Source organism: Stenotrophomonas sp. GD03930 (genome assembly GCF_029839665.1).
Taxonomy (GTDB): domain Bacteria; phylum Pseudomonadota; class Gammaproteobacteria; order Xanthomonadales; family Xanthomonadaceae; genus Stenotrophomonas; species Stenotrophomonas forensis.
In genome coordinates this window covers 535,999-562,309 of record NZ_JAOCAV010000003.1, presented here as the reverse complement: position 1 = coordinate 562,309, position 26,311 = coordinate 535,999, and the positions used below count along the sequence as shown (strand labels likewise).

The following is a 26,311-nucleotide window of genomic DNA, read 5'->3' as shown; positions in this document are numbered from 1 at the left end:
CCGCGCCGGGACCCTCCCGGTGCGGCGCTCGACGCTACGGAATGCACGGCGCCGGGTTGCCCCGGCGCCGTTTGCATCAGAACGACCAGGTAAAGGTCAGCGAGCCGTTGCGGCCATCACCGAAGGCGCCGTAACCATTGATCTGCGACAGGTATTTCTTGTCCAGCAGGTTGTTGAGGTTGGCCTGCACGCTGAACTCCGGCGAGATGCGGTAGCGCACGAAGGCGCTGACCAGCGCATAGCCGCTCTGCTCGATGCGGCCATAGGCCGGCACCGTGTAGTAGATGCGGTTCTGCCAGTTGGCGCCGCCGCCGACGGTCAGTTCCTGCAGCGACTGCGGGGTGTAGCTGGTGAACAGCTTCAACGCGGTCTGCGGCAGGTTGGTGTTGATGTCGCTGCCGTTGATGTCCTTGGCCACGTAGCGCGATGCGCCGAAGGTGGCATTCCAGCCCGGTGCCAGCTCGCCGTTCACTTCGAACTCGAAGCCGCGGCTGACGGTGCCCCGCGCGGCAATCGAAGCGAGTTCGCCGGGCCGGCCGATGATCGGTTCATTGGTGGCCTGGGCGACGTTGTCCTGCTCGATGCGGAAGACCGCCAGCGAGGCATTCAGGCGATTGTCGAACCAGGCGGCCTTGACGCCCACTTCGTAGCTCTTGCCATCCACCGGATCGAGGTAGCGATCGTTGCGGTCGCGCGCGGTCTGTGGCTGGAAGATTTCGGTATAGCTGGTGTAGGCAGACCAGGTGTCGTTGATGTCGTACACCAGGCCGGCGTAGGGCGTGGTCACCTTGTGTTCGCGGTCATCGTTCTCGCCTTCGCTCTTCCAGTCGGTGTAGCGCGCACCGAGAATCAGCTTCAGCGGGTCGGCCAGCGTCAGGCGGGTGGCGAGGTAGCCGGCCTTCTGGGTGATGGTGCCGCGGCTGGCCAGCGCCAGCGGGTTCCAGTTGGGCTGGCTGATGTTGCCGGTCCAGTTGAAGTAGCTGGCAAACGGATCCCACGGCAGGTTGGCGCCGCCCACCTGGTAGTCGCCGTAGTTGGCGTACTCACGCTTGTTGTAGCTCAGGCCGGCCATGAACTGGTGTTCGCGGCCGAACAGGCGGAACGGACCATCCACGTAGCCATCGATGGCGTTGACCTTGCGCTCGGTGTTGTAGAAGCCGGCCGACGGCGAGATGCCAGCACCGGTGGTCTTGTTGAAGTTGGAGGCCCCGGTGACCCAGTTGTTGTAGGCCGGATAGAACAGCTTGTCGTCGGCCTTGGTCTCGTCGTGGGTGGCGCCGATCTTGAACTTCCAGCCGTTGCTGAAGGCATGCTGCAGCGTGGCGAAGGCACGCTTGCTGGTGGTGTCCCAGTAGGTCCAGTCCGGGCTGGCATTGAAGGACTCGTCATACGGCGTGCGGCTGCCGTCCGAGTACAGCATCGGGAAGCCGCCCCAGGTGGCGCCATTGGCGCGCTTCTGCTGGTAGTCGTAGCCCACGCTCAGCTGGGTGTCCGGGGTCAGGTCGGCATCGATGACCGCGTAGCCCAGCGTCTTGCGCTGGTTGTAGCGGTCCATCTGGCCGTCGGTATCCAGGTAGCTGCCGATGACGCGGCCACGCACGGTACCGCTGGCATTGAGCGCGCTGCCCACGTCCACGGTGGTGCGGGTGCGGCCCCAGCTGCCCACGTTCACCGAGACGCTGCCGGTCAGTTCGGCGCTGTCGGCATGCTTGCGGATCAGGTTCACCGATGCCGACGGATTGCCGGCACCACTGAGCAGGCCGGTGGCACCGCGCACCACTTCCACGCGGTCGTACAGGGCCAGATCGAGGCCGGAATCACCGTAGCTCCAGTTCTGCACCATCTGCGTCGGCAGGCCATCGAACTGGTAGGCATCGATGTAGAACCCACGCGCGTAGAACTCGGTGCGCTCGCTGTCGGACTGGGTGCTGGTCACGCCGGTGGTGTTGGCCAGCACGTCGATGATGTCGTCCAGCTTCTGGTCTTCGATGCGCTGGTGGCTGATGATGCTGATCGACTGCGGGATCTCGCGCGGTGCCAGGTCGAAACGGGTACCGGCGGAGGTACGGCGCACCGAATAGCCTTCGGCACGCTCACCCTTGACCACGACCTTGTCGAGGGTGGTCGGGTCGGCGGCGGCGTCGGCAAAGGCGGCCGGGGCGATGGCCAGGCTGAGGGCGGACAGCACCGCCGCGGACAGGCGATGGGGCAGAACGGGGGAGGTCGAACGGATCATTGGGGTTCCTGGACGGGCACGTGCGTGCGTCCGACCGGCTTCCCGGATGGTCTGGCGCCGCGGCTGGTGGGGATCTCACGCCGCTGGCGGAACCCTGCGTTCAGGGCGGTGGCTGGGCAATGCGAGCACGGACGAACCGTCCTGGCCGTCCGCAAAACGCAAATAGCGTAATGGGAATTGTTTTCGTTTACAAATGGGCGAGGGCGGTGCGCATGCTGTCGCGGCCGATCTAGTCCTGCGGCGGCAGGCGTTCGGCCTGGACCTTCATGCGCGGCCGTTCCCCCTCAATGCCGACGGCGTATTCGACGGTGATCACTACGTCCGCCTCGAGTCCGCGCACATCCAGGGACTGCACCTTCCCGGTCACGTATTCCGGGAACAGCCGTTCCGAGCCGGCGTAGTTCGTCCCGGGGGCCAGGCAGGCCAGGGTGCGCTGGATGTTGATCGTGGCGAATTCGGTGGACGTATTGGGCAGCAGCCAATCGCAGAACTGCCTGCCCGCAGGGGTGCCGCCATGCGTGCAGTGCTTGCTGAAGCTGCTCCAGTCGCTGACCAGTTCAATCGCCGGCTGGGTGCCGAGCGAGGCGCTGTTGGCGAAGGCAAGAAGATGCGCACACAACGGGTCGTGGCGTGCCTGCAGGGTGCTGCAGCCGGTGGCCAGCAGCACAAGGGCGACCAACGGCGCGGTGGTGCGAAGGCGGGTCATCGGTGTGCTTTCCCTGTCACTGCGCTTGATGATGGGTCTGGCCGGGCGTGGCGTCGAGCCTGGCCGGCCAAGCGGTCAGCGCAACAGCGGCAGCGGGTCGCGCGCGCCTTCGGCGCCGTAGATGCCCCAGTGCAGGTGCGGCGGCGTGCCCTTGGCGTTGCCGCTGTCGCCCACGTGGCCGAGCAGGTCGCCGGGCCGGACCACCTGGCCGCGCGCCAGGCCATCGGCCCAGCTTTCCAGATGCGCGTAGTAGTAGCGTTCGCGCGCGGGCCCGATCACCCAGACCTGGCGGCCGCCAAGCCCGCGTTCGCTGACATCGGCGACGACGCCAGGCGTGGCGCTGCGCACCGGCGTACCGCGCCTGGCGAAGATGTCGATACCCGCGTGCGTGCGATCACCACCGCGCGGCGCACCGAAGGTGTCGGCGATCTGCCTTGGGCGCACGCCCTGCACCGGCACCGGCAGCGCGGTGGCGGCGGGCATCCGCGAGAGTGTCCACAGCATCTTCGGTGCGGCCGCCCACGGGCTGTTCCACAGCGCCAGGGCTGCAACGATGGCAATGGCCAGGAACAGGCCGCGCAGCAGCCAGCGGCGCAGGCGATGGGCAGGGGAGGTGGTTGTGCTCATGGCTTCGGACTGTAGCGTCGAGCCACGCTCGACGGCTGTTGCTTTGCGGTCAAAGGGGAGTCGTCAAAGGGCAGTCGAGCAAGCTCGACTCTACAGGGGCGGTAGCAGCGGCACTTCGAAACTGCGTTTCAACGTCCCCAGTGCCACCGAGGTCCGGAAGCGCTCGATGTTGTCATCACCGCCGAACAGGCGCTCGGTGATCGCCTCGTATTCTTCCATCGACGCCGCTGAAAGCAGCAGCAGGAAGTCGCCGTCGCCGGTGATCGAGTAGCACTGCTGCACGGCAGGGTCGTCCTGCACGCGGCGCTTGAACGGCGCCACGCGCTCGCGCTGCTCGCTGACCACGCGCACCTCGACGATGATGGTCAGCGGTCGCCCGACCTTGGCTGCAGCGACCACCGCCACATTGGCCGCGATCACGCCGCTGTCCTGCAGGCGCTTGATCCGGCGTTGCACGGCCGGGGTGGACAGGTGCACGGCCTCGGCGATTTCGCGCTGCGGCAGGGTGTTGTCCCGCTGCAGCAGGTCGAGGATGGCGCGGTCGAAACTGTCGAGCACGGGGGCGATGGCCATGGCGAGCAGAAATTGCACGAACGGGCTGTCAATTGAGCCAAGTGCTCGGCGTGGGCGCAATAGACTTTGCCCATGCAGACCTCACGATTCGCGCCGATGTTGCCGGCGCTGGCGGTGCTGGGCTCGGTCACCTCGCTGGCCATCGGCACCTCCTACGCAAAACACCTGTTTCCGCTGATCGGCGCGCAGGGCACCAGCGCGCTGCGCGTGGGCTTCTCGGCGCTGTTGCTGCTGCTGTTCTGGCGGCCGTGGCGCTGGAAAACCAGCCGCGTGGATGCGATCACCATCCTGCGCTACGGGCTCACCCTGGGCCTGATGAACCTGCTGTTCTACATGGCCCTGCGCACGATTCCCTTCGGCATCGCGGTGGCCATTGAGTTCACCGGGCCGTTGACGGTGGCGATGCTGTCATCACGACGACCGATCGACTTCGTCTGGGTAGGTTGCGCGGTGGTGGGGTTGTTGCTGTTGCTGCCGTTGGGGGGAGGCCCGGCGCTGGACCCGGCCGGTGTGCTGTATGCCATGGGTGCGGCGGCATGCTGGGGCCTGTACATCGTGTTCGGCAAGCGCGCCGGCCACCTGCACGCCGGGCATTCGGTGTCGCTGGGGCTGCTGGCGGCGTCGCTGGTGGTGGTGCCGGTGGGGGTGGTGCATGCCGGTGCGGCGCTGCTCGATCCGAAGATCCTGGCGGCGGGGCTGCTGGTGGCGCTGGTATCCAGTGCGATCCCGATGTCGCTGGAAATGATGGCGCTCAAGCGCCTGCCCAAGGAGACCTTCGGCATCCTGATCAGCATGGAACCGGCGGTGGCCGCGCTGTGGGCGATGCTGCTGCTGCATGAGCACCTGCACGGGCTGCAGTGGCTGGCGATCGGCTGCACCGTGCTGGCCTCGGTGGGCAGCACGATGACCGCGCGAAGGCTGAAGGTGCCGGTGGCGCAGGCCGGGTAGTGCCGGGCCGTGCGCCGCGAAGAGCGTGCCAACCAAGGTTGGCACCCACCAGAAGTGGTCAGCGCAGGGCGTCGGCCGGGACGTCGATCGCCATCGCCAGGGCGAGGTGATCGGAGAACGCGGCCGGTACGGCCTCCACGGTGCGGGTCTGCAGCCCGCTGCTGACCAGGATGTGGTCGATGGCGCGGTCGGGGCGCCAGCTGGGGAAGGTCGGCACGATGCAGCCGGGCGGCTGCAGCCGGGTCTTCTGGTACAGCACCTGCATTTCCGGGCGTTCGGCCAGGCAGTTGAAATCGCCCATCAGCACCGCGTTGGGATGGTCGGACAGCAGCTCGGCGATGAAGCCCAGCTGCGACATCCGCGAGCCCGCGCCGAGTGACAGATGCGCCACCGCCACGGCGAGACCGTCGGTACCGTCGCCGAACTTGGCCAGCAGCACGCCGCGCCCGCCGATGCGGCCGGGCAGGGCGTGGTCCTGCACTTCCACCGGTTCCAGCTTGCTCAGCAACCCGTTGGCGCTGGAGGCGACCCCACCCATGCGCCGGTTCGGCTGGTGGCTCCAGTAATTGAAGCCGGCGCGCTGGGCCAGGTAATGGGTCTGGTTGGTGAAGCCCGAGCGCAGGCTGCCCGGGTCGGCCTCCTGCAGGCCGACGATGTCATGTTCGCGCGCCAAGGTGGCAATCGCGTCAAGGCTGCTGCGCTTGCGACCCGCCGGCAGCGCATGTGACCAGCTGCGGGTCACATAGTCGCTGTAGCGGCGGGTACTTGAGCCGGCCTGGATGTTGGCCGTCAGCAAGCGCAGGGTCCGTGTACGGGGGGAATTCACGGCCGGGGAAAACGTCTCTTGGATCAGTGAGCCTGGGCCGCACCGCGTTCGCGGGCGATCAGGTGGTCGGCAATGCGCAGCATGTCCGGGAAGCTCTTGCCCTTCACCAGGTACTTGCCATTGACGATGATCGACGGCGTGCCGCTGATCTGGCTGCGCTGGGCGAACTGCTTGGCCGAGTTGGTCTTGGCGTTCACCGCGAAGCTGCCCATGGTGGCGGCGAACTGCTTCGGATCCACGCCATAGGCGCCGTAGAACTTGGCGATGTCGTCCACCGAGTCACGGCCGCGCTCGCCCTTCAGGGTCTTCTGCGAGTGGATGGCGGCGTACAGCGCTTCGTGGGTCTTCTCCTGCACGCCCAGCGTCTGCGCGGCGTAGAAGGCACGGGCGTAGTCATCCCAGGTGCCGCCGAACATGGCCGGCACGTAGACGAAGTTCACGTCGCTCGGCAGGCCGGCCTTCCACGGGCCGACCAGCGGCTGGAACGCGGCACAGGCCGGGCAGACGTAGCCGAAGATCTCGGTCACTTCGATCTTGCCGGCGGCCGGCTGGAACGGCTGGCCGTTCGGGATGACCTGGTAATCGGCGCCTTCCACCGGGGCCGGGCCGGTCAGCGCGGCGGTGGTCGGGGCCGGAGCGGCCGCCGGAGCGGCTTCGGCTGCAGCCTTGTCGCCTTCGGCAGCGGCCGGGGCAGCGCCTTCGGCGCCCGCCGCCGGAGCGGCCGGCTCGTTGCTGGCCGGGGCCGCTGCCGGTTCGGCCGGAGCCGCGGTGGTGTTGGTGCTGCCGTCGTCGGCCTTGCAGGCGGCCAGGATCGGCAGCAGCGCTGCGAGGGCGAGGGCGGCGAAACGGGTCTTCATGGAAACGTCTCCAGCATCTGGAATGGTGGGGCCGGCGTCAGGCACCGGCCAGAGGGAAATGATGACACGCGGCGGCGACAGCGCCGTGTCGATGGTGGGTGTTGGTTCAGCGGCCGCGGGCCGCGCGGGCCTGGGCGATCAGTGCCGAGGCGATGCGCAGCTGGTCGTCGAAGCTGTTGCCACGCACCAGGTACTGGCCGTTGATGATGATGGCCGGGGTGCCCGGCACCTTGGTGCGCTGGGCGAACGCGCGGGCGGCATCGACCTTCTTCTGCACGGCATCGCCCCGCAGCGCCTGCAGGTAACGGTCCGGGGCCACGCCGTAGGCTTTGTAGAAGTTGGCGAGCTCATCGGCCGAGATGTTCTGCATCGGCAGCGCGCCGTCCTGGTGCAGTGCCTTGAACACGGCGGCATGGCTGCGCTTGGCCACGCCCACTTCGTCAGCGGCGTAGTAGGCCAGGGCCCAGGCATCCCAGGCGCCGCCGAAGGCGGCCGGCACCGGGGTGAAGCGCACGTCGGCCGGCAACTTGGCGGCCCAGGCCTCCAGCTGCGGCTCGAAATGGGCGCAGTGCGGGCAGGTGTAGCCGAAGACCTCGACCACTTCGATCTTCCCGGCCAGCGGCTGGAACGGGCCCGGCTGGGCGATGCGCTCGTAGTCTTTGCCTTCCACCAGCGGTGCGTTGGCAGGGGTGGCGGCACTGGCGGCCAGCGGCAGCAGGACCAGCAGGGACAACAGCAGGCGGGGAATCAACCTCATCGACACGCATCTCCGTTGAAAAAAGCAACGCCGGCGCGGTCGCCGGCGTGAAGGAAACATACCGCAGGCAGGGGCCGCGGTGGCGGCCCGGGCCGACCAGTGGTGGTCAGGGGGCGGCAGCCGGTTGCGTTGGCGTGGCCGCAGCGGCCAGGTCGTCGGCCTTGTTGTGCAGGCCCTGCAGATAGCTCGACAGCGCCTGTACCTCCTGTTCGCTCAGTTTCTGCGCGACCGTGGCCATGATCTGGAAATGGGTCTTGTCGGTCTCATGGGTCTGCCCGGCCTGGTACTCCTGCAGGCGGCGCGCGACATAACTGGCGTGCTGGCCACCGAGATGCGGATAGGCGGGTCCCGGATTGCCGGCGCCGCTGGGGCCATGGCAGGCCATGCAGGCCGGCAGGCCGCGCTTGGCGTCGCCACCGCGGTACAGCTGCTGGCCGATCTCGTAGAACTTCATGCCCTTGTAGGGGCCGTCGGTGACCGCCGTATCGTCGGCGATGCCGGCCGTGGCCTTCTGGGTGGCGAAGTAGGCGCCGATGTCACGCATGTCCTGCGGGGTGAGGTTCTGCACGAACGGCACCATCGCCACCGCCGCGCCGGAACTGCGCTGGCCGTTGGCGATCAGGGCCATCTGCTGGGCCACGTAGCGTTCGCTCTGGCCGGCGATGGACGGGTACATCTCCACCGTGGCGTTGCCGTCGGCGCCGTGGCAGGCCGCGCAGGCCGAGGCCTTGGCCTGGCCAGCCTTGGCATCGCCCCAGTGGGTCTTGCTGAAATCCACCTCCAGCGAGGCGGTGTTGATCGGCCCGTTGTCGGGCAGCGGGGTCAACGTGGTCTGCGCGAACGCAGCGGCGGCAACGACTACGGCAGTGGCAAGGGCGGATACGGCAAGAACGCGAGCGTGGCGCATGCTAAAGCTCCGTATGGACCGGGCCGGGCGGTGGCCGCCGGCATCGCCCGGATTATCAACGGCGTTTCCGCGCACGGTCAACGCAGCAGTGCAGCAAAATGCCCGCAACGGCCGCCGGCACGGGCGCGCGGCGCCGCAACATGCGATCCTAGGCACATGTCATTGCTCATCGAACGCGCCCGTTACCACCTCTCGGCCCACAACGTGCGGCAGCTGCCGCCCGATGAAGGCGCCGAAGTGGCCTTCGCCGGACGCTCCAACGCCGGCAAGTCCAGCGCCCTCAACGCGCTGACCCGCCAGAACGCCCTGGCCCGCGTGTCCAAGACCCCCGGCCGCACCCAGCAGCTGGTGTTCTTCCAGATCACCCCGGACGCCCACCTGGTCGACCTGCCCGGTTACGGCTACGCCAAGGTGCCGCTGGACCTGCAGGCGCACTGGCAGGCCTTCATCGACCGGTACTTCCGCACCCGCGAAGCCCTGAAGGGCCTGGTGGTGGTGATGGACATCCGCCACCCGCTGAAGGATTACGACCGGCAGATGCTGTCCTACGCGGTGCAGCGCGGCATGCCGGCGCACGCACTGTTGACCAAGGCCGACAAGCTCAGCCGCAGCCAGCAGATGCAGACCCTGCAGAAGGTGCGCAAGGAGCTGCACTCGGCCTACGGCGACAGCGTCAGCGTGCAGGTGTTCTCCGGCGAGGACCGTACCGGCGTGGACGAGGCCCGCGCCGTGATCGGCGGCTGGCTGGGGCTGGAATAAGCGAGACCCCGTCGCCCGGCTGGCAGCCGGGCGCTACCGACCTGTTTCCTGGTAGTGCCGGCCGCTGGCCGGCAACATCGCCCTGTCCTGTGGCACACCCTCACAACGGCGAATACTCCGCCGGCACCCACGCATAGGCTTGGCCTTCGCTGCGCACATGGCCCAGGCCCGGGAACGGCAGGTGCGCACCGGCCACCCACCAACCGTTGGCGGTGGCCTGCAGCAGCAGGCCGCGACGGCTGGCCGTGGCCGCCTTGCGGTCCGAATCGGCCTCGAACGCGGCCTCCGGGTGCGCGAACTGCACGGCGTGGAAGTGCAGCACATCGCCCCACACCAGCAGTGACTGGCCCTGGCTGTCGAACCGGTAGGAGACGTGGCCCGGCGTGTGGCCGTGGGTATCCATCGCCACCGCGCCACCGGGCAGGGCATCGCCGGGGCTGAAGGTGCGCAGGTGGCCGCTGGCCTGGTACGGCGCTACCGCGGTGCGCGCCAGCGGGAAGGCGAAGCGCACGCCCTTCGGCGCAGTGGCCTCGCTGGCCGGATTGAGCCAGTAATCGGCATCGGCCCTGGACAGCCACACGGTGGCATTCGGATAGGCCGGCTTGCCCTGCGCGTCGAGTACGCCGCACAGGTGGTCCGGATGGGCATGGGTCAGCAGCACCTCGTCCACCTCGGCCGGGTCCACGCCGGAGGCGCGCAGGTTGCCCAGCACCTGGCCCAGGCCGGGGCCGAAGCACTTCGCGGTGCCGGTGTCGACCAGGGTCAGGTGGTTGCCCTGGCGCACCAGGAAGGCGTTGATCGCGGTCTGCAGCCCTTTCGTGTCTTCCGGCACGTAGCGCCCTTCAAGCAGGCGGCTGACCAGCGTTGGCGGCACGTCCACCACTTCCTGCCGGCCGAGTGCGACCACGCCATCGAACAGGGCGGTAACCTGCAGCGCACCGACGCGCTGATGGTAGACGCCGGGCACCTGCCGGGTGGGAGCGGGCGAGCTGGCTTCGGCCAGCGCCGCCAGCGGCAGGGCGGACAGGGCCAGCAGCAGGGCGCTGCGCAGGGGCAGGTGATGCAGGGTCATGGCGGTTCTCGGTGGTTGACGGGCGGTTCCGTTGCCGGACAGCGTGCCGTGGCCAGCGTGTGCGCGGCGCTCAAAGCAGTGCGCGGAATGCTCAGGGAAGGGGGTGTCTGCAGGGCTGCGCCCTGCACCTGCTGCAGGCAACAGCAACAGCAACAGCAACAGCCGAAGCAACAGCAACAGCGGGCTATCCGTGGGATGGCGGGATGGGTCCGGTTGCGGGGGACGCCGTAAATACGTCCATGTAGGCTCGGTCGCGCCATCCATGGCGCTCACGCCCCCGCAACCGGACCCATCCCGCCTTCGACAGTTTTCTGCGAGCTGTCGGGACGGCGTTCCGTTCTGGTGGGTGTCGACCTTGGTCGACACGTTAGATCTGACCCAAATTTGATTATCGATATCTGACAGATGTGTCGACCAAGGTCGACACCTACCAACAGCACACGGAATCTGTCAGAGGCGGGGCGGTGTGGGTGGGCAGGACCGTTGGCGCCATGGATGGCGCCATCGAGCCCCCATGGATGGGTTTACGGCGTGTCCTGACCACCCACACCGCCCCGCCATCCCACGGAATGCACGCTGTTGCTGTTGCTTCGGCTGTTGCTTCAACGCTTCGGCGGGTGCAGGGCGCAGCCCTGCCGCCCCCCCCTAAATGTCTGTGGGAGCCAGTCCGTACTGTTCGGCGAAGCGCTTGCTGAAACTGGCCGCAGACCGGTAACCCGCGCGTGCGGCGACGGTCTTCAGCGGCAGGTCGGTGGTGTAGAGCAGCTGCATGCCATGCGCCAGGCGCGCCTCCGTCAGCAGCTGGCGCAGGCTGGTGCGCTCGGCGGCAAGGCGGCGACGCAGGGTTGCGCCGCTCAGCGCGAACTGTTCTTCCACATCCCGTGATTGCCAGTCGCGTGCCGGTTCGGCGGCAATGCGGTCGCGGATCTGTTCGCCCAGGCTCGGTGCCTGCGGCAGCAGCAGGTTGCCATGGCCCTGCCGGCACAGGGTCAGCACCAGCGAGGCCAGGGCCAGGCGTGCGTCGCTGTAACGGCCATCCTGCAGTGATTGCCGCCACTGGCGCAGCACGGCGCCATGTTCGATCAACGGCAACCGCGCCATCGCCGGGCCCGCACTGGGCAGTTCCTCGTTCCACAGCGTGCGCGCTGCCGCCAGCACTTCGGCACACAGCGGCACGATCGCACTGAGGTAGCGTCCGCTGTCCGGATCGGGGCTGTTGACCACGTCGATGCGGCAGCGCTGGGTCAGCAGCAGGATGTCGCCGGGGAAGAATTCCAGCGACTGGTGTGCGGTGCGCACCTGCTTGCGGCCTTCCAGCAGGATCGCGAACTGCGGTTGCGGAATTTCCACCGAACTGGCGCCATGCTCGCGGCGTGCGGTGATGCAGGCATAGCCTTCGGCGCGTTCGCAGCCGGCCAGGCCGGTCATCTCGGCCAGCAGGGCGGTGGCGGCGGGTAGCATGGCGGTCATGACACGTGCGTGCCCAGCAGGCGGCCGACAGCGGCGGCGGCGGCCATCGCCAACGCGCCCCAGAACATCACCCGGGCAGCGCCGCGCACGGGCGGCGCACCACCGGCCTGCGCCGCCATCGCGCCGGTCAGGCACAGACCGAGCAGGGTGCTGGCGGTGGTGATCATCGCAACCTTGTCGACCGGCGCGAGCAGGGCGGTCAGCACCGGCAGCGCGGCGCCGCAGGTGAACGCCCCGGCCGAGGCCAGCGCGGCCTGCAGTGGGCGGGCACGCAGGGTGTCGGTAATGCCCAGTTCGTCGCGGGCGTGGGCGCCCAGCGCGTCGTGGGCGGTGAGCTGCTCGGCGACCTGCCGCGCCAGCACCGGGTCCAGGCCGCGGTGGCGGTAGATTGCGCTCAGCTCTTCCAGTTCACTGTGTGGGTCTTCGTGCAGTTCGCGTTTTTCCGCGGCGAGGTCGGCTTCTTCGGTGTCGGCCTGGGTCTGCACCGAGACGTACTCGCCGGCGGCCATCGACATTGCGCCGGCTACAGTGCCAGCGACCCCGGTGGCCAGGATCGTACTTGCCGGGGCGCCGCTGGCGGCCACGCCGACCACCAGGCCGGCCACCGAGACGATGCCGTCGTTGGCCCCCAGCACGGCGGCACGCAGCCAGCCGACACGCTCGGAGCGGTGCAGTTCGGGGTGTCGTGAATGGCGACTCATGGCCGTGAGTGTACGAGGGTCAAGAGGGCGTCGGTAGGATGCTGAAACCCGTCACCGTCGCATGACGCGGCGGAGTGCCACGCTATAGTGCGCCCTTGCGATGGAAGGCCTCCAGCCCCACATCCCCCGCCACAGTCCAGCGAGCCTTCCCCTTGTCGAGCCCCAGCCACGTCGCCGATACACCCATTACCGACCGCTCGCAGCTGGTGGAGGTGATCGCCTCCGGCGAGAAGCCCCGCACGCAGTGGCGCATCGGCACCGAACACGAGAAGTTCGGGTTCCGCCTGGATGACCTGCGCCCGCCGACCTTCGACGGCGAGCGCGGCATCGAAGCGCTGCTCAACGGCCTGGTCCGCTTCGGCTGGGAGCCGGTGCAGGAAAACGGCAACACCATTGCCCTGCTGCGCGATGGTGCCTCGGTGACGCTGGAACCGGCCGGCCAGCTGGAACTGTCCGGTGCGGCGCTGGAGACCATCCACCAGACCTGCGTGGAAACCGGCACCCATCTGAACGAAGTGGCGCAGGTGGCCGGCGAACTGCAGCTGGGCTTCCTCGGCATGGGCTTCCAGCCGAAGTGGAAGCGCGATGAAATGCCGTGGATGCCGAAGGGCCGCTACAAGATCATGCGTTCGTACATGCCCAAGGTCGGCTCGCTGGGCCTGGACATGATGACCCGCACCTGCACCGTGCAGGTGAACCTGGACTACGCCACCGAAGCGGACATGGTGAAGAAGTTCCGCGTGTCGTTGGCGCTGCAGCCGATCGCCACCGCGCTGTTCGCCGATTCGCCGTTCACCGAAGGCCAGCCGAACGGCTACCTGAGCTACCGCTCGCACATCTGGACCGATACCGACGCCGACCGTACCGGCATGCTCGACTTCGTGTTCGAGGACGGCTTCGGCTACGAGCGCTATGTCGACTATCTGCTCGACGTGCCGATGTATTTCTCCTACCGCGATGGCATCTACCACGACGCCAGCGGGCAGAGCTTCCGCGACTTCATGCAGGGCAAGCTGCCGGTATTGCCGGGCGCGTTGCCGACCCTGCGCGACTGGTCGGACCACATGACCACCGCGTTCCCGGAAGTGCGCCTGAAGAAGTATCTGGAAATGCGCGGCGCCGATGGTGGCCCGTGGAGCCGCCTGTGTGCGCTGCCGGCGTTCTGGGTCGGCCTGCTGTATGACGACACCGCGCTGGATGCCGCCTGGGACCTGGTGCGTGACTTCACCCTGGCCGAGCGTCATGCGCTGCGCGACGGTGTGCCGAAGCATGCGATGAACCTGCCGTTCCGTGCTGGCAGCGTGCGTGACCTGGCCCGCGAAGCGGTGAAGATTTCGGTGGAAGGACTCAAGCGCCGCGGCGCTCGCAATGCCGACGGCCAGGACGAGAGCAAGTTCCTGGACGTGCTGCAGGAAATCGTTGAATCCGGGCTGACCCCGGCCGAGCGCAAGCTGGCGCTGTTCCATGGCCGCTGGCACGGCGACGTCGATCCGGTCTTCCGCGAATTCGCTTATTGATCGCCTCGCGGTAGTGCCGGCCGCTGGCCGGCAGATGTACGGGGTTGCCGGCCAGCGGCCGGCACTACCCAAACGAAGAACCCCGGCATTGCCGGGGTTTTTCATTCTTGCATCTGCCCTGGATCAGGCGGCGTTCGGCAGCGTCGCCATGTCGATCACGAAGCGATAGCGCACATCGTTCTTCGCCATGCGCTCCCAGGCCTCGTTGACGTTCTTGATGTCGATCATCTCGACATCGCTGACGATGCCGTGCTCGGCACAGAAGTCCATCATTTCCTGGGTTTCGGCCATGCCGCCGATCGCCGAGCCGGTCAGGTGCTTGCGGCCGAAGATCACGCTGCCACCGGTCAGCGGCGGGTCCAGCTCGGTCAGCACGCCGACCAGGCACATGGTGGCCTCGCGCTTGAGCAGGCCCATGTACGGGTTGGTGTCATGGCCGACCGGGATGGTGTTGAGCAGGAAGTCGAAGCTGCCGGCGTGTGCCTTCATCTGTGCAGCGTCGCGCGAGACCAGCACTTCGTCGGCGCCCAGGCGCTTGGCGTCGGCACCCTTTTCCGGCGTGGTGGTGATCATCACCACGTGCGCGCCGAGTGCCTTGGCAAACTTCACACCCATGTGGCCGAGGCCACCGAGGCCGATCACGCCGACCTTCTGGCCCGGGCCGACCTTCCAGTGGCGCAGCGGCGACCAGGTGGTGATGCCGGCACACAGCAGCGGCGCGGCGGCCTTCAGATCGAGGGTGTCGGACACCTTCACCACGAAGCGCTGCTCGACCACCACGTGGTCGGAATAGCCGCCGTAGGTCGGTGCACCGCTCTGGCGTTCGCGGCCGTTGTAGGTCCAGGTCGCGCCTTCGGCGCAGTACTGCTCCAGGTCGTGCTCGCAGGCGTCGCAGTGGCGGCACGAGTCGACCATGCAGCCGACGCCGGCGTGGTCGCCGACCTTGAAACGGGTGACGTTGCTGCCGACTTCGGTCACGCGGCCGATGATCTCGTGGCCCGGCACCATCGGGTAGATCGAGCCACCCCAGTCGTCGCGGGCCTGGTGCAGGTCGGAGTGGCAGATGCCGCTGTAGAGGATCTCGATACGGACATCGTCCGGCCCGACCGCGCGGCGTTCGAATTCGTAGGGAATCAGCGGGTCGGTATGTGAATGGGCGGCGTAACCACGGGCGAGGGACATGGGGAATCCTTGGCAGGGTTTGTCGAAAGGCGTTTTACAATACGCCCCGTACCCAGCGGCAAGAAGCCCGGATATCGGCATGATTCATCAAGTGAAACTGCACAATCATGGCCACTGACAATCTATCCCACCTTGCCGCGTTCGCGGCGGTCGCCCGTCACCGCAGCTTCCGCCGTGCCGGCGCCGAGCTGGGGCTTTCGACCTCGGCGGTGAGCTACGCGATCCGCGCGCTGGAGGAACGGCTGGGGGTGGGCCTGTTCCATCGCACCACCCGCAGCGTGGCCCTGACCGAGGCCGGGCAACGCCTGCTGGAGCGACTACAGCCGGCCCTGGGCCAGGTGCATGACGCGCTGGAAGAGATGAACCAGTTCCGCGCCGCCCCGGCCGGCCTGCTGCGCATCAACGCCACCCGCGCGGCGGTGGCGACCCAGCTGGGGCCGCGGCTTGCGCGCTTCCTGCACGCGCATCCGGACGTGCGGGTGGAGCTGACCGAGAACGATGGCCTGGTCGATATCGTTGCCGAAGGCTACGACGCCGGCGTGCGCCTGCATGAGTTCATCCCCGAGGACATGGTGGCAGTGCCGATGGGGCCGCCGCTGCGCGGGCTGATCGTCGGCGCGCCGGACTACCTGCGGCGACGTCCAGCCCCGCAGCATCCGCGCGATCTTGCTGCACACGAATGCATCCGCTTCCGCTTCGCCAGCGGGCATCTGTACAAGTGGCAGTTCGAGCGAGGTGGGCAGGCGTTGGAGATCGACGTGCCCGGAAGGCTGACGCTGGGCGAGCAGGGCACCGTGGTCGGCGCGGTGCTTGATGGCATCGGCCTGGCTTACGTGCTGGAAGACACCGCGCGGCCATACATCGACTCGGGGCAGATGGTGGCGGTGCTGGAAGACTGGAGCGAACCGTTCGCCGGTTTCGCGTTGTACTACCCGAAGCAGCGGCAGATGCCGGCGGCGCTGCGTGCGTTCGTGGACATGCTGCGCGAGTGAGTCGCTGCAGGAGTGCCGACCAACGGTCGGCACCCACCGGGACAGGGCATTCCTGGATGGCGCCAGGCTACGGCACCTGCAACACCGGCCCCAACAACGCCACGCACTCATGTAGATGCACGTCCACCGGCGCATCCTCGGCCACCACGCCGATCACGCGCTCGCGCAGTGGCTCGGCCACGGCCATCGCCAGGATCAGCCTTGCCGTGCACGCGTGGTCTGCATCGCGCAGCAACCCGCGCTGCTGCTGCCGCGCCAGCCAGTCGGCCAGCAGCACGCGGCCGCGTTCGATGCCGTTGTGCAGATAGGCCTGCAGCAGCGCGTCCTTGCCGGGGAAGTCGGTGGCGAGCAGGCGGAACACCTGCACTGCCTGCGCCGACAGCGCTTGTGCGCAGACCGCCTGCAGGATCGCGTGCAGCAGCGGCAGCACTTCGTCGGCGTTGCGGGCATCACGCTGCAGCTGCGGCGCGAAGCCGTCGGTCCACTCACGCACCGCCAACCCCACCAGTTCCTCGCGGTTGCTGGCATGGCGGTACACGGTCTTCTTCGCTACCCCGGCATGCGCTGCCACCGCTTCGATGGTGGTCGCTTCGTAACCCTGTGCCAGCAGCAGTTCCAGGGTGGCCTGCAGTACCGCATGGCGGACTTCGGCTTCCGGTCGCGCGGGGCGACCGCGGCGACGGGTCGGCGTTGTGGGCTCGGGCAGGGTGGTGCTGTTCATTGCGCCCCATCTTACCGCATCCGATTAATTGCGAAACGCATATCGTTTCCGTATTGTTGAATCTCCAACCCACAGGAAACGTCGATGGATACCGCTGTGAACGCTCGCGCCTGGCTGGACCACCACGATCTGCTCGACCCGGCGCCGATGCGTCTGGAGACCGGCATCCAGCGCCGCGAAGACGGCACCCTGCGGGTGGCCGTTCGTACCGATCTGCACGGCTGCAAGGGCCGCATGCTCGACTGGTGGTTCACCTTCTTCGAGACCACCCAGCACATCCGCTGGTGGCATCCGCTCGATCACGTCGAGCATCGCGGCTGGGACGCAGCCTGGCAGCGCGGCCGCAGCTACCATGGTGCCAGCATCCATGCGGTGGAATCGCTGGCCGACATTCCGCCGGTGGCAGCGCGGCTGAAGTTTCATGACCCGCGCACGCTGCTTGCACCCGAGCGCCTGCAGGCGGCGCAGGATGCGGGTGATGTGTCGGCGGTGATCGCCGCACGCATCGGTTTTGGCGATCACGTGCGCCTGGATGCGCATGGCGACCCTTGCGATGGGCAGATGTTGCACGTCGCGCGCGATACGCCGTTCGGCTGCGTGCTGCGCAGCCGATTCGTGCTGGGCCTGGACAGCGCCGAACCGCAGCGCGATGCCAGCGATGCGGTCGGACTGGGCCTGCTCAGGCACTGCTACACGGAGTTCAGTTTCCTCTCGCGCCTGCTGCCGTCGCTGTACTACGGCGAGCGCGCCAACGGTGAGGCGGTGCCGTTGCCGTGGTGAAAACCGCGCCGGTCATTCGAGCAGCGCGTCGTAGCCTTCGCCACTGAACTGGATCAGGCAGAAGCCGTGGCCGAACGGATCGGCCAGTACCGCGATGTGGCCCCAGTGACGCTCGCGCACCGGCTGCTCCAGCGTTGCTCCAGCAGCAACCGCACGCGCCAGCGCGGCCGCGATGTCATCCACCACCCAGTCCAGATGCAGCGGCGTCCAATGGCGCTCGTAGTCGCGCACGTCGCCGTCCTCGGTGGCGGCGCTGCCTGCCTCGTTGTGCAGCAGGTACAGCGGGGTCGGCCCGCCGAGCAGTTCCACGGCGCCCGGGCCGAGGCGGCGGGCGATGCGCAGGCCGAAGGCTTCGGTGTAGAAGGCTTCAGCCGCGGCCAGATCGGGGACGTCGAGATTGACGATGAACGCTGCGGTGGGCGTATCCATAAGCCGGCTCAGTGGATGCGGGCAGGCAGTGTACGCCCGCATCCACGCATGGCGTGGATCTACTGCGCGCGCGGGTAATCGAGATAGCCGGCTTCGCCGCCACCGTAGTAGCTGCTGCGGTCCGGAGTGGCCAGTGCGATGTCGTGCTGCAGGCGCTCGACCAGATCCGGGTTGGCGATGAACGGTTGGCCAAACGCAGCCAGATCGATGGTACCGGCCTCGACCAGCTGCAGGGCGCGCTCGCGGGTCATGCCGCCAGCCAGGATCAGCGTGCCGCCGTAAGACTGCTTGAACTGCTGCAGGAACGCCTCACCCAGCACCGATGCACCCTGTTGCAGATTGTCGTTGAGGTGCACGTAGGCCAGCCCACGCTTGCCCAGCTCCTCGGCCAGGTACAGATAGGTGGCTTCGTTGTCGGGGTAGAACGGCATGTCGAAGGTGAGGTTGTTCGGGGCCAGCCGCACGCCGATGCGGTGCGCGCCGATGCGTTCGGCCATCGCATCCACCGTCTCCAGGATCAACCGCGCACGGTTCGGCAGCGAGCCGCCGTAGCGGTCCTCGCGCTGGTTGATGAGCGGGTTGAGGAACTGTTCGAACAGGTAGCCGTTGGCGGCATGCAGTTCGATGCCGTCGAAGCCGGCGGCGATCGCGTTGTCGGCACCGCGCACGAAGTCGTCGACGATGCCTGGAATCTCGGCCGTATCCAGCGCACGTGCCGGAGTGGGATCGGCGTGGCCGCGGCTGCCGTCGTCCAGGTACACGAACGAGGTGTTCTTTGGTGCGCTGGCGACCGGGCGGGTGCCGGCGCTGACCGGCTGGCCACCCCCGGGCTGCAGCGAGGCATGCGACATGCGGCCCACGTGCCAGAGCTGGGCGAAGATCGTGCCCTGCGCGGCATGCACCGCCTGGGTGACCTGCTTCCAACCCGCCACCTGTTCGGCCGACCAGATGCCCGGCACGTCGATGTAGCCCTGGCCCTGCGGCGAGACCGGCGTGCCTTCGCTGATGATCAGGCCGGCACTGGCACGCTGCCGGTAGTACTGCGCGGTGAGGTCGTTGGCGACCGATCCGGGGTTGCGGGCACGGGTCATCGGCGCCATCGCGATGCGGTTGCGCAGGGCAGTGCCGGCCAGGTCGAACGGGTGGAACAGGGTGGCGGTCATCTCGGTTATCTCGGTGCGGGGGGAGGGGCGCCAGCGGCGCCATGCACACAGGATGGAGTTGACATGCGGGCGCATAAAGCGCTTCGATTTCCCTTGGTGCGGGACTATTTGTCCCTAATGAGGGATTGAAGATGCTGCCGCTGGAATCCTTGAATGGCCTGGTCACGTTCGTCACCACGGCCCGCTCGGGCAGTTTCACCGAGGCCGCCGATACGCTGGGCATCTCGCGCTCGGCCGTGGGCAAGGCCATCGCCCGGCTGGAAGCGCGGCTGGGCGTGCGCCTGTTCCATCGCACCACGCGGCGCATCGCGCTGACCACCGATGGCGAGGCCTATTACGCTTCGTGTGCGGCCGCGCTGGAAGAGATTTCCGCCGCCGAGGCCTGCCTGGGCTCGGCCGGCCTGCCCAGCGGGCGGCTGCGCATCGACATGCCGTCCTCGTTCGGGCGGCTGGTGGTGCTGCCGGTGCTGTTGCGCCTGTGCCGGCAATACCCGGACCTGCAGCTGACGATGACCTTCACCGATCACTTCGTCGATCCCGTCGAGGAAGGCATCGACCTGCTGATCCGTTTCGGCGGCCTGCACCAGGCCGAGCACCTGGTCGCGCGCCGGCTGGGCCGCCAGCGCCTGGTCACCTGCGCCGCGCCGGCCTACCTGCAGGCGCACGGCGTGCCGGGCAGTGTGGAGGAACTGGCACAGCACCGCAGCATCGTTGGCTTCCGCCACGGGCAGCCGGTAGCGTGGCGCATCGGCAGTGATGATGCCGAAGGAACCTTCATCCCCAACGCGGCCTACCAGCTCAACGACGGCGATGCGGTGATCGACGCCGCCATCGCCGGGCTGGGCATCTGCCAGATGCCGGCGTCGCTGGTACGCCGTCACCTGCAATCCGGCGCGCTGCAATCGGTGCTGGACGCGCACATGCAGCGCCACATCGACATCCACGCGCTGTGGCCGCCAACCCGTCACCTGCGGCCGAAAGTGCGCTACGTGGTGGATGAACTGACGCGGCTGGCGGGCGAGGGGTTGTTCGATTGAGCGCGCGGGATTGAGCCGCCCGGGGCTGCGTGTATACTATCCCCCAGTATAGTTCTGAGGAGGCCCCGCCATGCCGCACTCCCCCGAAGAGAAAAAGAAGGTGCTGGCCCGCGTGCGCCGCATCCGCGGCCAGTGCGATGCGCTCGATCGCGCGCTGGAAGCCGGTGCCGACTGCGCGCCGGTGCTGCAGCAGATCGCCGCCATCCGGGGCGCGGTCAACGGCCTGATGTCCGAGGTGATGGAGGCGCATCTGCGCGAGGAGTTCGGCCAGCCTGCGGCTTCCGATGAACAACGCGCCGAACGCGTGCGCGACATGAGCGCGTTGATCCGCTCGTACCTGAAGTAAACGACGGCGCAACGTTGCGCCGCGCATCCTGTTACTGCCTGTCTTTGGAGAAGCCACCCATGAAGTCCCGTGCCGCCGTCGCCTTTGGTCCCGGCCAGCCGCTGCAGATCGTCGAGATCGACGTCGCCCCGCCGAAGAAGGGCGAAGTGCTGGTGAAGATCACCCACACCGGTGTGTGCCACACCGATGCGTTCACCCTGTCCGGCGACGATCCGGAAGGCCTGTTCCCGGTGGTGCTGGGCCATGAAGGCGCGGGCATCGTGGTGGAGGTGGGCGAGGGCGTGACCAGCGTCAAGCCGGGCGACCACGTGATTCCGCTGTACACCGCCGAGTGTGGCGAGTGCCTGTTCTGCAAGAGCGGCAAGACCAACCTGTGCGTGGCCGTGCGCGCCACCCAGGGCAAGGGCGTGATGCCCGACGGCACCAGCCGCTTCAGCTACAACGGCGAGCCGCTGTACCACTACATGGGCTGCTCGACCTTCAGCGAGTACACCGTAGTGGCCGAAGTGTCGCTGGCGAAGATCAATCCGGACGCGAACCCGGAACACGTCTGCCTGCTCGGCTGCGGCGTCACCACCGGCATCGGCGCGGTGCACAACACCGCCAAGGTGCAGGAAGGCGACAGCGTGGCGGTGTTCGGCCTCGGCGGCATCGGCCTGGCGGTGATCCAGGGTGCGCGCCAGGCCAAGGCCGGCCGCATCATCGCGGTGGATACCAATCCGTCCAAGTTCGAGCTGGCCCGCGAGTTCGGCGCTACCGACTGCATCAACCCGAAGGACCACGACAAGCCCATCCAGCAGGTCATCGTTGAAATGACCACCTGGGGCGTGGACCACAGCTTTGAATGCATCGGCAACGTCAACGTGATGCGCGCGGCGCTGGAATGCGCGCACCGTGGCTGGGGCCAGAGCGTGGTGATCGGCGTGGCCGGTTCGGGCCAGGAGATCTCCACCCGTCCGTTCCAGCTGGTGACCGGCCGCAAGTGGATGGGCACCGCCTTCGGCGGCGTGAAGGGTCGCAGCCAGCTGCCCGGCATGGTCGAGGACGCGATGAAGGGCGATATCGAACTGGCGCCGTTCGTCACCCACACCATGGACCTGGACAAGATCAACGACGCCTTCGACCTGATGCATGAAGGCAAGTCGATCCGTTCGGTGGTCCACTACTGAGCCGCGCCGGGTGGCAGGCTTGAGGGCCTGCCACCCCTCGGGAGGAACCCATGGAACGCATCGAACACCGCGCCTGCTTCGGTGGCTGGCAGGACGTCTACCGTCATCATTCGACCACGCTGGGCTGCGACATGCAGTTCGCCGTGTACCTGCCGCCACAGGCGGAGACGCAGGCGCTGCCAGTGCTGTACTGGTTGAGCGGGCTGACCTGCACCGAGCAGAACTTCATCACCAAGGCCGGCGCGCAGCGCTATGCGGCCGAGCACGGCGTGATCATCGTTGCGCCCGACACCAGCCCGCGTGGCGATGACGTGGCTGATGCCGAAGGCTACGACCTGGGCAAGGGGGCAGGGTTCTACCTCAACGCCACCCGTGCACCGTGGGCGAAGCATTACCGCATGCACGACTATGTGGCCCAGGAACTGCCGGCGCTGATCGAGGCGAACTTCCCCGCGACCGGCGCGCGGGCGATCAGTGGCCATTCGATGGGCGGCCACGGTGCGCTGATGATCGCGCTGCGTAATCCGGGGCGCTACCGCAGCGTGTCGGCGTTCTCGCCAATCGTTGCGCCCAGCCACGTGCCGTGGGGGCAGAAGGCGTTCCACGCCTACCTGGGCGATAACCCGGCCGACTGGGCGCAGTGGGATACGTGCGCGCTGGTGGCGACGGCCAGTGAGCGCCTGCCCCTTCTGGTCGACCAGGGCGGGGCCGACGAGTTCCTGCAGACCCAGCTGCAGCCCGAGCGCCTGCAGCAGGCCTGCGATGCGGCCGGCCACCCGCTGACCCTGCGCCTGCAGCCCGGCTACGACCACAGCTACTACTTCATCGCCAGCTTCATCGGCGGGCACGTGGCACACCACGCCCGCGCCCTCCAAGGCTGACACCCCCGGAAAAGGGGACGGAGGGGATTAAGTCGCTTTTGCCATTGTGCTGAAAGCGACTTAATCCCCTCCGTCCCCTTTTTTCTGCGCTGGATCACGCCATCGTGGCGCGACGCCGCGCTATCGTGCGCGCATACGGCCTTGCGGATCGGGGGAGGCATGCCGGTAGTGCTGGCGCTGCTGTACGTGCTGTGCCATGGCTTGGTCGTGGCCCTGTGGCCGGGGGCGACCGGCGTGGGCTCCTTCGTTTTCCTGACCGGTGCGCCGCTGCTGGCGGCGATGGCCTGCCTGTGGCGGGCGCGCCGCGACCGTGCCGCGCTTGGCTGGCGTGCCACGGCGCTGGCGCTGCTGCTGTGGGCCGGCGGCATGGCCTTCAACATGATCGATGCACTCGGCGCCGGCCGCGCCGATATCACGCCGCAGGCCAGCCTGTTCCTGTACGTGCTGTATGGCGTCCCGCTGGTGTTCATCCTGGCCCGCGCGCGCCGTGAGCGCCTGAGCATCAGCCTGATCGACGCCGCGATGGCGGCGCTGCTGGGCGTGCTGTTCTTCGTGCATACGCAATCGTTCGCCGCCCGTATCGATATCGACGATTCGGCGATGGCCAGCATGCAGCGCATGTTCGATATCCAGAACCTGTGCATCGCCGGGTTCGCGGTGGTGCGCTGGCTGGCCGGTGATGTGCCCGAGCGGCGCGGCTTCTTCCGGGTGCTGGCGCTGTACGCGCTGGCGTACCTGCTGGTGGCCTACTACATCAACCACTACACCTCCGGCGATTCCTTCGGTGCCTACAACGATCTGCTGATCGACCTGCCGTTCCTGCTGCTGGCGTTGCTGGCGCTGAGCCGGGCGCCGGTACCGGGCTCGGCGCCGCATCCACGGCTGGCGCGCACCGTGCAGGCTGCAGGGCCGATGATCCTGCCGTTGCTGCTGCTGGTGGTGGGCACGCTGGTGGTCGACCACGCGCGACCGCTGGCGGTCAGTGGCTTCGTGGTGGCCACGCTGGGCTTCGGCCTGCGCAGCATCCTGCTGCAGACCGACCTGATGGAACGCCAGGCCGGCCTGGACCAGCTGGCGCGCCAGGATGGCCTGACCGGGGTTGCCAACCGCCGCGAGTTCGACGCGCTGCTGCTGGCGGAGTGGAACCGCGCACGGCGCAGTGGCAGCCCGCTGGGCCTGCTGCTGGTGGACATCGACCATTTCAAGGCCTTCAACGACCAGCACGGCCATCCGGCTGGCGATCGCTGCCTGCAGGCCGTGGCCGCGGTGTTGAAGGCCATCGCCGGCCGCGCCGGCGACAGCGTGGCGCGCTATGGCGGCGAGGAGTTCGCGGTGATCGTGCCTGGAAGCGCGCTGTCGGGCGTGCTGGCGCTGGCCGAACGGCTGCGCGAGGCGGTGGAGGCCCTGCCGCTGCCGGAAGGGTCGGTCAGTATCAGCATCGGCGTGGGCTACCTGCATCCACCGGCCCTGGCCAGTGCCGATCAGTTGCTGGCGGACGCCGATGCCGGCCTGTATGCCGCCAAGCGGGCCGGCCGCAACCAGGTGGTGCTGCACGCGCATGTGCTGGATGACGAAGGCAGCACGCACGGCACGATGGATTGCTGAAGGCCATGGTTCCCGTGGTGCCTGCGCGTGCGGATCATCGCTGCCGCAGCCAGCCGGCCGGATCGAGCAGGCGGAGCCCGACCGGTGACAACGAGCGCTGCCGCAGCGGCAGCTTCGCCGCGTGCACCACGAATGCACAGCATGCCAGTTGCCGGCGCAACGGCGCCAGCGTGTCATCGTCGCGGGGGCGTGCGTGCCGCCACTGTGCAATACGCAGCAGGCAGACCAGCAGGTCCAGTTCGCTGGCGGCGATGAACGGCGAGCCGGACCGCAGCAGATCTATCGGCGCGGCAGGCGTGGCCAGCAGCGGCAGCAGATTGATGAACGTGTCGCAGCCCTCGGGATCAAGGCCGAGGTCGCTCAACCCGGCCAGCCCATCGGCCCGCAGGTCGGGCTCGCGCAGTTGGCGTATTGCCGCCAGCAGCGCCTGTTCACCACGACCCAACTGGCGGCCGAATGCCCGGTAGTTGACGCGGGTAGGAAACAAGGGGGAACGGGAGGCCATGGCAGCTAGGGTTGGGGGTCGCGGGTTTCCACCAGCACGGGACAGGGCGCGTGGTCGATGGTCCATTGCCCGATCGACGGTTCGAACAGGCGTTGCAGGCGGGACAGGTGGCGGTGGCCGATCACGATCAGATCGCACTTCAGGCGCTTGGCCTGTTCGCTGATGACTTCGCCGGGGTCGCCGGAGGGAATCTGCGCGATGGCATCGACGCCGCGTTCGCGCAGTTCGGCCAGGGCTTCGGCCAGCACCGCTTCGGCGCGCGAGCGCTGGCGGGCGGCTTCCGGATACTCGATGCGGTCGGCTTCGCTGGCATCGGCGGCCAGCGCGAATTCGGGATCGAGCACGCACAGCAGGTGCAGGCGACTACGCGGGCCGGCGATGGCCGCGGCGAGGTCCAGCACGCGCGCGTGCTGGGGGCCGCCGTCCAGGGCGACCAGCAGGGTATTGAACATGGATGTCTCCTTGGCAGGTTGGGGATGGTGGCCGATGTCACCGCGCGCACCCATGCCGTGCGGCGCAGGCAATACGTGCATGGAATGCAATCGACTTTTACTTGGAGTGTCGTAGAGTCACTCCATTTATTGGAGACTGCCATGCCCTTGCCCGATCTCAACCTGCTGCTGGCCCTGGATATCCTGCTGGACGAAGGCAGCGTCGCCGGAGCGGCTCGGCGCATGAATCTGAGCGCGCCGGCCATGAGCCGCACCCTGGGGCGGATCCGCGACGCGCTGGGCGACCCGGTGCTGGTACGCGCCGGCCGCGGCCTGGCGCCGACCCCACGCGCGCTGGAACTGCGCGAGCAGGTGCGCGACGTGATCGAGCAGGCCCATCGGGTGTTCAACGAAGGGCGCGAGGTGGACATCCAGACCCTGGAACGTACCTTCAGCATCCGCGCCAACGACGTGTTCATCGGCAGCTACGGCGGCCGCCTGCGGGACGTGTTCCGCGAGCACGCGCCAGGCTGCACGCTGCGGTTCATGCCCGAAGGCGATACCGACGATGACGCGATGGTGCAGGGCCGGATCGACCTGTATATCAGCACTGCCGGCAAGCATACGCAGGAAACCAAGGTGCAGAACCTGTTCACCACGGCCCTGCTGGGCGCAGCGCGCAAGGATCATCCGCTGTTCGACGGCGATATCACCGCCGAACGGTTTGCCGCCTGCGACCACATCGCCGTCTCGCGGCGCGGCATCGCGCATGGGCCGATCGACGACGAACTGGCACAGCTGGGCCTGCAGCGGCGGGTGGCGATGGTCATCCCCACCTTCCATGGCGCGATCTTTGCTGCAGCCGCCTCGGACCTGGTGCTGCCGCAGATGCCCAGCGTGATGCTCGATCGCATCGCCTACATGGGGCTGCCACTGCGCATGTTCCCGTTGCCGGTGCCGGTACGCACGGTGGCGCTGGTGCAGGCCTGGCACCCGCGCATGGACAACGACCCGGCGCACCGCTGGCTGCGCCGTGCGATCAAGAGCATGTGCGACGCCGACGCTGTGTAATCGTGTGCCGACCAACGGTCGGCACCCACCCAAACCCGTGCGT

Annotated in this window: 28 protein-coding genes; 11 read left to right on the top strand and 17 right to left on the bottom strand. The window is 67.8% G+C overall.

Annotation, left to right across the window (positions count from 1 at the left end; all coding sequences use genetic code 11):
- Positions 1 to 76 precede the first annotated feature (76 nt).
- The 4 genes from fhuE to N5C18_RS18180 all read right to left on the bottom strand — a co-directional run bounded on the left by fhuE (position 77) and on the right by N5C18_RS18180 (position 4,142).
- Positions 77 to 2,236, bottom strand: a complete 2,160-nt coding sequence (gene fhuE / locus N5C18_RS18195; RefSeq protein WP_279945323.1) for a ferric-rhodotorulic acid/ferric-coprogen receptor FhuE — start codon at positions 2,234 to 2,236, stop codon at positions 77 to 79.
- A 229-nt stretch (positions 2,237 to 2,465) separates the two neighbouring features.
- Positions 2,466 to 2,942: a hypothetical protein gene (locus N5C18_RS18190; RefSeq protein ID WP_279945322.1), complete on the bottom strand. Its 477-nt coding sequence runs from the start codon at positions 2,940 to 2,942 to the stop codon at positions 2,466 to 2,468.
- Positions 2,943 to 3,017: 75 nt separating this feature from the next.
- Complete coding sequence (locus tag N5C18_RS18185) at positions 3,018 to 3,569, bottom strand: M23 family metallopeptidase (protein ID WP_279945321.1); 552 nt, start codon at positions 3,567 to 3,569, stop codon at positions 3,018 to 3,020.
- Positions 3,570 to 3,659: 90 nt separating this feature from the next.
- Positions 3,660 to 4,142: an Lrp/AsnC family transcriptional regulator gene (locus tag N5C18_RS18180; protein ID WP_040007093.1), complete on the bottom strand. Its 483-nt coding sequence runs from the start codon at positions 4,140 to 4,142 to the stop codon at positions 3,660 to 3,662.
- 72 nt (positions 4,143 to 4,214) lie between these two features.
- Between N5C18_RS18180 and N5C18_RS18175 the strand changes: the two genes are divergently transcribed.
- The gene (locus tag N5C18_RS18175; protein WP_053511677.1) at positions 4,215 to 5,090 is read left to right on the top strand and encodes an EamA family transporter; all 876 of its coding nucleotides are present in this window, start codon (positions 4,215 to 4,217) and stop codon (positions 5,088 to 5,090) included.
- Between the two features lie 58 nt (positions 5,091 to 5,148).
- Here the strand turns inward: N5C18_RS18175 and N5C18_RS18170 are convergent, their stop codons facing one another.
- The 4 genes from N5C18_RS18170 to N5C18_RS18155 all read right to left on the bottom strand — a co-directional run bounded on the left by N5C18_RS18170 (position 5,149) and on the right by N5C18_RS18155 (position 8,437).
- Complete coding sequence (locus N5C18_RS18170) at positions 5,149 to 5,886, bottom strand: endonuclease/exonuclease/phosphatase family protein (protein WP_180879119.1); 738 nt, start codon at positions 5,884 to 5,886, stop codon at positions 5,149 to 5,151.
- Between the two features lie 53 nt (positions 5,887 to 5,939).
- The gene (locus tag N5C18_RS18165) at positions 5,940 to 6,773 is read right to left on the bottom strand and encodes a thiol:disulfide interchange protein DsbA/DsbL (protein ID WP_053511676.1); all 834 of its coding nucleotides are present in this window, start codon (positions 6,771 to 6,773) and stop codon (positions 5,940 to 5,942) included.
- A 106-nt stretch (positions 6,774 to 6,879) separates the two neighbouring features.
- On the bottom strand, positions 6,880 to 7,530 hold the full coding sequence (locus N5C18_RS18160) for a thiol:disulfide interchange protein DsbA/DsbL (protein ID WP_049457690.1): 651 nt from the start codon (positions 7,528 to 7,530) through the stop codon (positions 6,880 to 6,882).
- Positions 7,531 to 7,636: 106 nt separating this feature from the next.
- Positions 7,637 to 8,437, bottom strand: a complete 801-nt coding sequence (locus tag N5C18_RS18155; protein WP_053511674.1) for a c-type cytochrome — start codon at positions 8,435 to 8,437, stop codon at positions 7,637 to 7,639.
- A gap of 156 nt (positions 8,438 to 8,593) precedes the next feature.
- On the opposite strand from N5C18_RS18155, the gene yihA reads away from it, so the two are divergent.
- Positions 8,594 to 9,196, top strand: a complete 603-nt coding sequence (gene yihA, locus N5C18_RS18150; RefSeq protein WP_053450784.1) for a ribosome biogenesis GTP-binding protein YihA/YsxC — start codon at positions 8,594 to 8,596, stop codon at positions 9,194 to 9,196.
- 100 nt (positions 9,197 to 9,296) lie between these two features.
- Here yihA and N5C18_RS18145 read toward each other — a convergent pair whose 3' ends face one another.
- The 3 genes from N5C18_RS18145 to N5C18_RS18135 all read right to left on the bottom strand — a co-directional run bounded on the left by N5C18_RS18145 (position 9,297) and on the right by N5C18_RS18135 (position 12,439).
- Positions 9,297 to 10,268 carry an MBL fold metallo-hydrolase gene (locus N5C18_RS18145; RefSeq protein WP_279945320.1) on the bottom strand — a complete coding sequence of 324 codons (972 nt, stop codon included), beginning with the start codon at positions 10,266 to 10,268 and terminating at the stop codon, positions 9,297 to 9,299.
- Positions 10,269 to 10,913: 645 nt separating this feature from the next.
- Positions 10,914 to 11,738, bottom strand: coding sequence for a helix-turn-helix transcriptional regulator (locus N5C18_RS18140; RefSeq protein WP_053509617.1), 825 nt, complete (start codon positions 11,736 to 11,738; stop codon positions 10,914 to 10,916).
- Complete coding sequence (locus N5C18_RS18135; RefSeq protein WP_279945319.1) at positions 11,735 to 12,439, bottom strand: VIT family protein; 705 nt, start codon at positions 12,437 to 12,439, stop codon at positions 11,735 to 11,737. Before N5C18_RS18135 ends, N5C18_RS18140 begins: the two co-directional genes overlap by 4 nt.
- A gap of 152 nt (positions 12,440 to 12,591) precedes the next feature.
- Here N5C18_RS18135 and N5C18_RS18130 point away from each other — a divergent pair, with 152 nt between their 5' ends.
- On the top strand, positions 12,592 to 13,956 hold the full coding sequence (locus tag N5C18_RS18130) for a glutamate--cysteine ligase (RefSeq protein ID WP_053450780.1): 1,365 nt from the start codon (positions 12,592 to 12,594) through the stop codon (positions 13,954 to 13,956).
- A 123-nt stretch (positions 13,957 to 14,079) separates the two neighbouring features.
- Here the strand turns inward: N5C18_RS18130 and N5C18_RS18125 are convergent, their stop codons facing one another.
- On the bottom strand, positions 14,080 to 15,138 hold the full coding sequence (locus N5C18_RS18125) for an NAD(P)-dependent alcohol dehydrogenase (RefSeq protein WP_006469517.1): 1,059 nt from the start codon (positions 15,136 to 15,138) through the stop codon (positions 14,080 to 14,082).
- A gap of 107 nt (positions 15,139 to 15,245) precedes the next feature.
- Between N5C18_RS18125 and N5C18_RS18120 the strand changes: the two genes are divergently transcribed.
- Positions 15,246 to 16,130, top strand: coding sequence for a LysR family transcriptional regulator (locus N5C18_RS18120; RefSeq protein ID WP_164087585.1), 885 nt, complete (start codon positions 15,246 to 15,248; stop codon positions 16,128 to 16,130).
- A gap of 67 nt (positions 16,131 to 16,197) precedes the next feature.
- Here the strand turns inward: N5C18_RS18120 and N5C18_RS18115 are convergent, their stop codons facing one another.
- Positions 16,198 to 16,851 (bottom strand): TetR/AcrR family transcriptional regulator, encoded by a 654-nt coding sequence (locus N5C18_RS18115; protein WP_279945318.1) that lies wholly within the window; start codon positions 16,849 to 16,851, stop codon positions 16,198 to 16,200.
- An 84-nt stretch (positions 16,852 to 16,935) separates the two neighbouring features.
- Between N5C18_RS18115 and N5C18_RS18110 the strand changes: the two genes are divergently transcribed.
- Positions 16,936 to 17,631 carry a hydrolase gene (locus N5C18_RS18110; protein ID WP_164241442.1) on the top strand — a complete coding sequence of 232 codons (696 nt, stop codon included), beginning with the start codon at positions 16,936 to 16,938 and terminating at the stop codon, positions 17,629 to 17,631.
- A gap of 12 nt (positions 17,632 to 17,643) precedes the next feature.
- On the opposite strand, the gene N5C18_RS18105 is transcribed toward N5C18_RS18110, so the two are convergent.
- Positions 17,644 to 18,060 (bottom strand): VOC family protein, encoded by a 417-nt coding sequence (locus N5C18_RS18105; protein WP_279945316.1) that lies wholly within the window; start codon positions 18,058 to 18,060, stop codon positions 17,644 to 17,646.
- Positions 18,061 to 18,119: 59 nt separating this feature from the next.
- Positions 18,120 to 19,223, bottom strand: a complete 1,104-nt coding sequence (locus N5C18_RS18100; protein WP_279945313.1) for an alkene reductase — start codon at positions 19,221 to 19,223, stop codon at positions 18,120 to 18,122.
- 131 nt (positions 19,224 to 19,354) lie between these two features.
- Between N5C18_RS18100 and N5C18_RS18095 the strand changes: the two genes are divergently transcribed.
- From N5C18_RS18095 to N5C18_RS18075, 5 genes are all read left to right on the top strand, one after another.
- A complete protein-coding gene (locus N5C18_RS18095) occupies positions 19,355 to 20,260 on the top strand; it encodes a LysR family transcriptional regulator (protein ID WP_053450772.1) in 906 nt (301 codons plus the stop codon).
- A 70-nt stretch (positions 20,261 to 20,330) separates the two neighbouring features.
- Positions 20,331 to 20,606, top strand: a complete 276-nt coding sequence (gene frmR, locus N5C18_RS18090) for a formaldehyde-responsive transcriptional repressor FrmR (protein WP_008266233.1) — start codon at positions 20,331 to 20,333, stop codon at positions 20,604 to 20,606.
- A gap of 59 nt (positions 20,607 to 20,665) precedes the next feature.
- A complete protein-coding gene (locus N5C18_RS18085) occupies positions 20,666 to 21,775 on the top strand; it encodes an S-(hydroxymethyl)glutathione dehydrogenase/class III alcohol dehydrogenase (RefSeq protein ID WP_279945312.1) in 1,110 nt (369 codons plus the stop codon).
- Between the two features lie 50 nt (positions 21,776 to 21,825).
- Positions 21,826 to 22,656: an S-formylglutathione hydrolase gene (gene fghA, locus N5C18_RS18080; RefSeq protein WP_279945311.1), complete on the top strand. Its 831-nt coding sequence runs from the start codon at positions 21,826 to 21,828 to the stop codon at positions 22,654 to 22,656.
- 159 nt (positions 22,657 to 22,815) lie between these two features.
- Positions 22,816 to 24,261: a GGDEF domain-containing protein gene (locus N5C18_RS18075; RefSeq protein ID WP_053450768.1), complete on the top strand. Its 1,446-nt coding sequence runs from the start codon at positions 22,816 to 22,818 to the stop codon at positions 24,259 to 24,261.
- Positions 24,262 to 24,295: 34 nt separating this feature from the next.
- Here the strand turns inward: N5C18_RS18075 and N5C18_RS18070 are convergent, their stop codons facing one another.
- Complete coding sequence (locus tag N5C18_RS18070) at positions 24,296 to 24,766, bottom strand: hypothetical protein (RefSeq protein ID WP_279945310.1); 471 nt, start codon at positions 24,764 to 24,766, stop codon at positions 24,296 to 24,298.
- A gap of 5 nt (positions 24,767 to 24,771) precedes the next feature.
- Positions 24,772 to 25,218 carry a universal stress protein gene (locus tag N5C18_RS18065; RefSeq protein ID WP_053450766.1) on the bottom strand — a complete coding sequence of 149 codons (447 nt, stop codon included), beginning with the start codon at positions 25,216 to 25,218 and terminating at the stop codon, positions 24,772 to 24,774.
- Between the two features lie 141 nt (positions 25,219 to 25,359).
- Between N5C18_RS18065 and N5C18_RS18060 the strand changes: the two genes are divergently transcribed.
- Positions 25,360 to 26,268: a LysR family transcriptional regulator gene (locus tag N5C18_RS18060; RefSeq protein ID WP_049455908.1), complete on the top strand. Its 909-nt coding sequence runs from the start codon at positions 25,360 to 25,362 to the stop codon at positions 26,266 to 26,268.
- Positions 26,269 to 26,311: the final 43 nt, after the last annotated feature.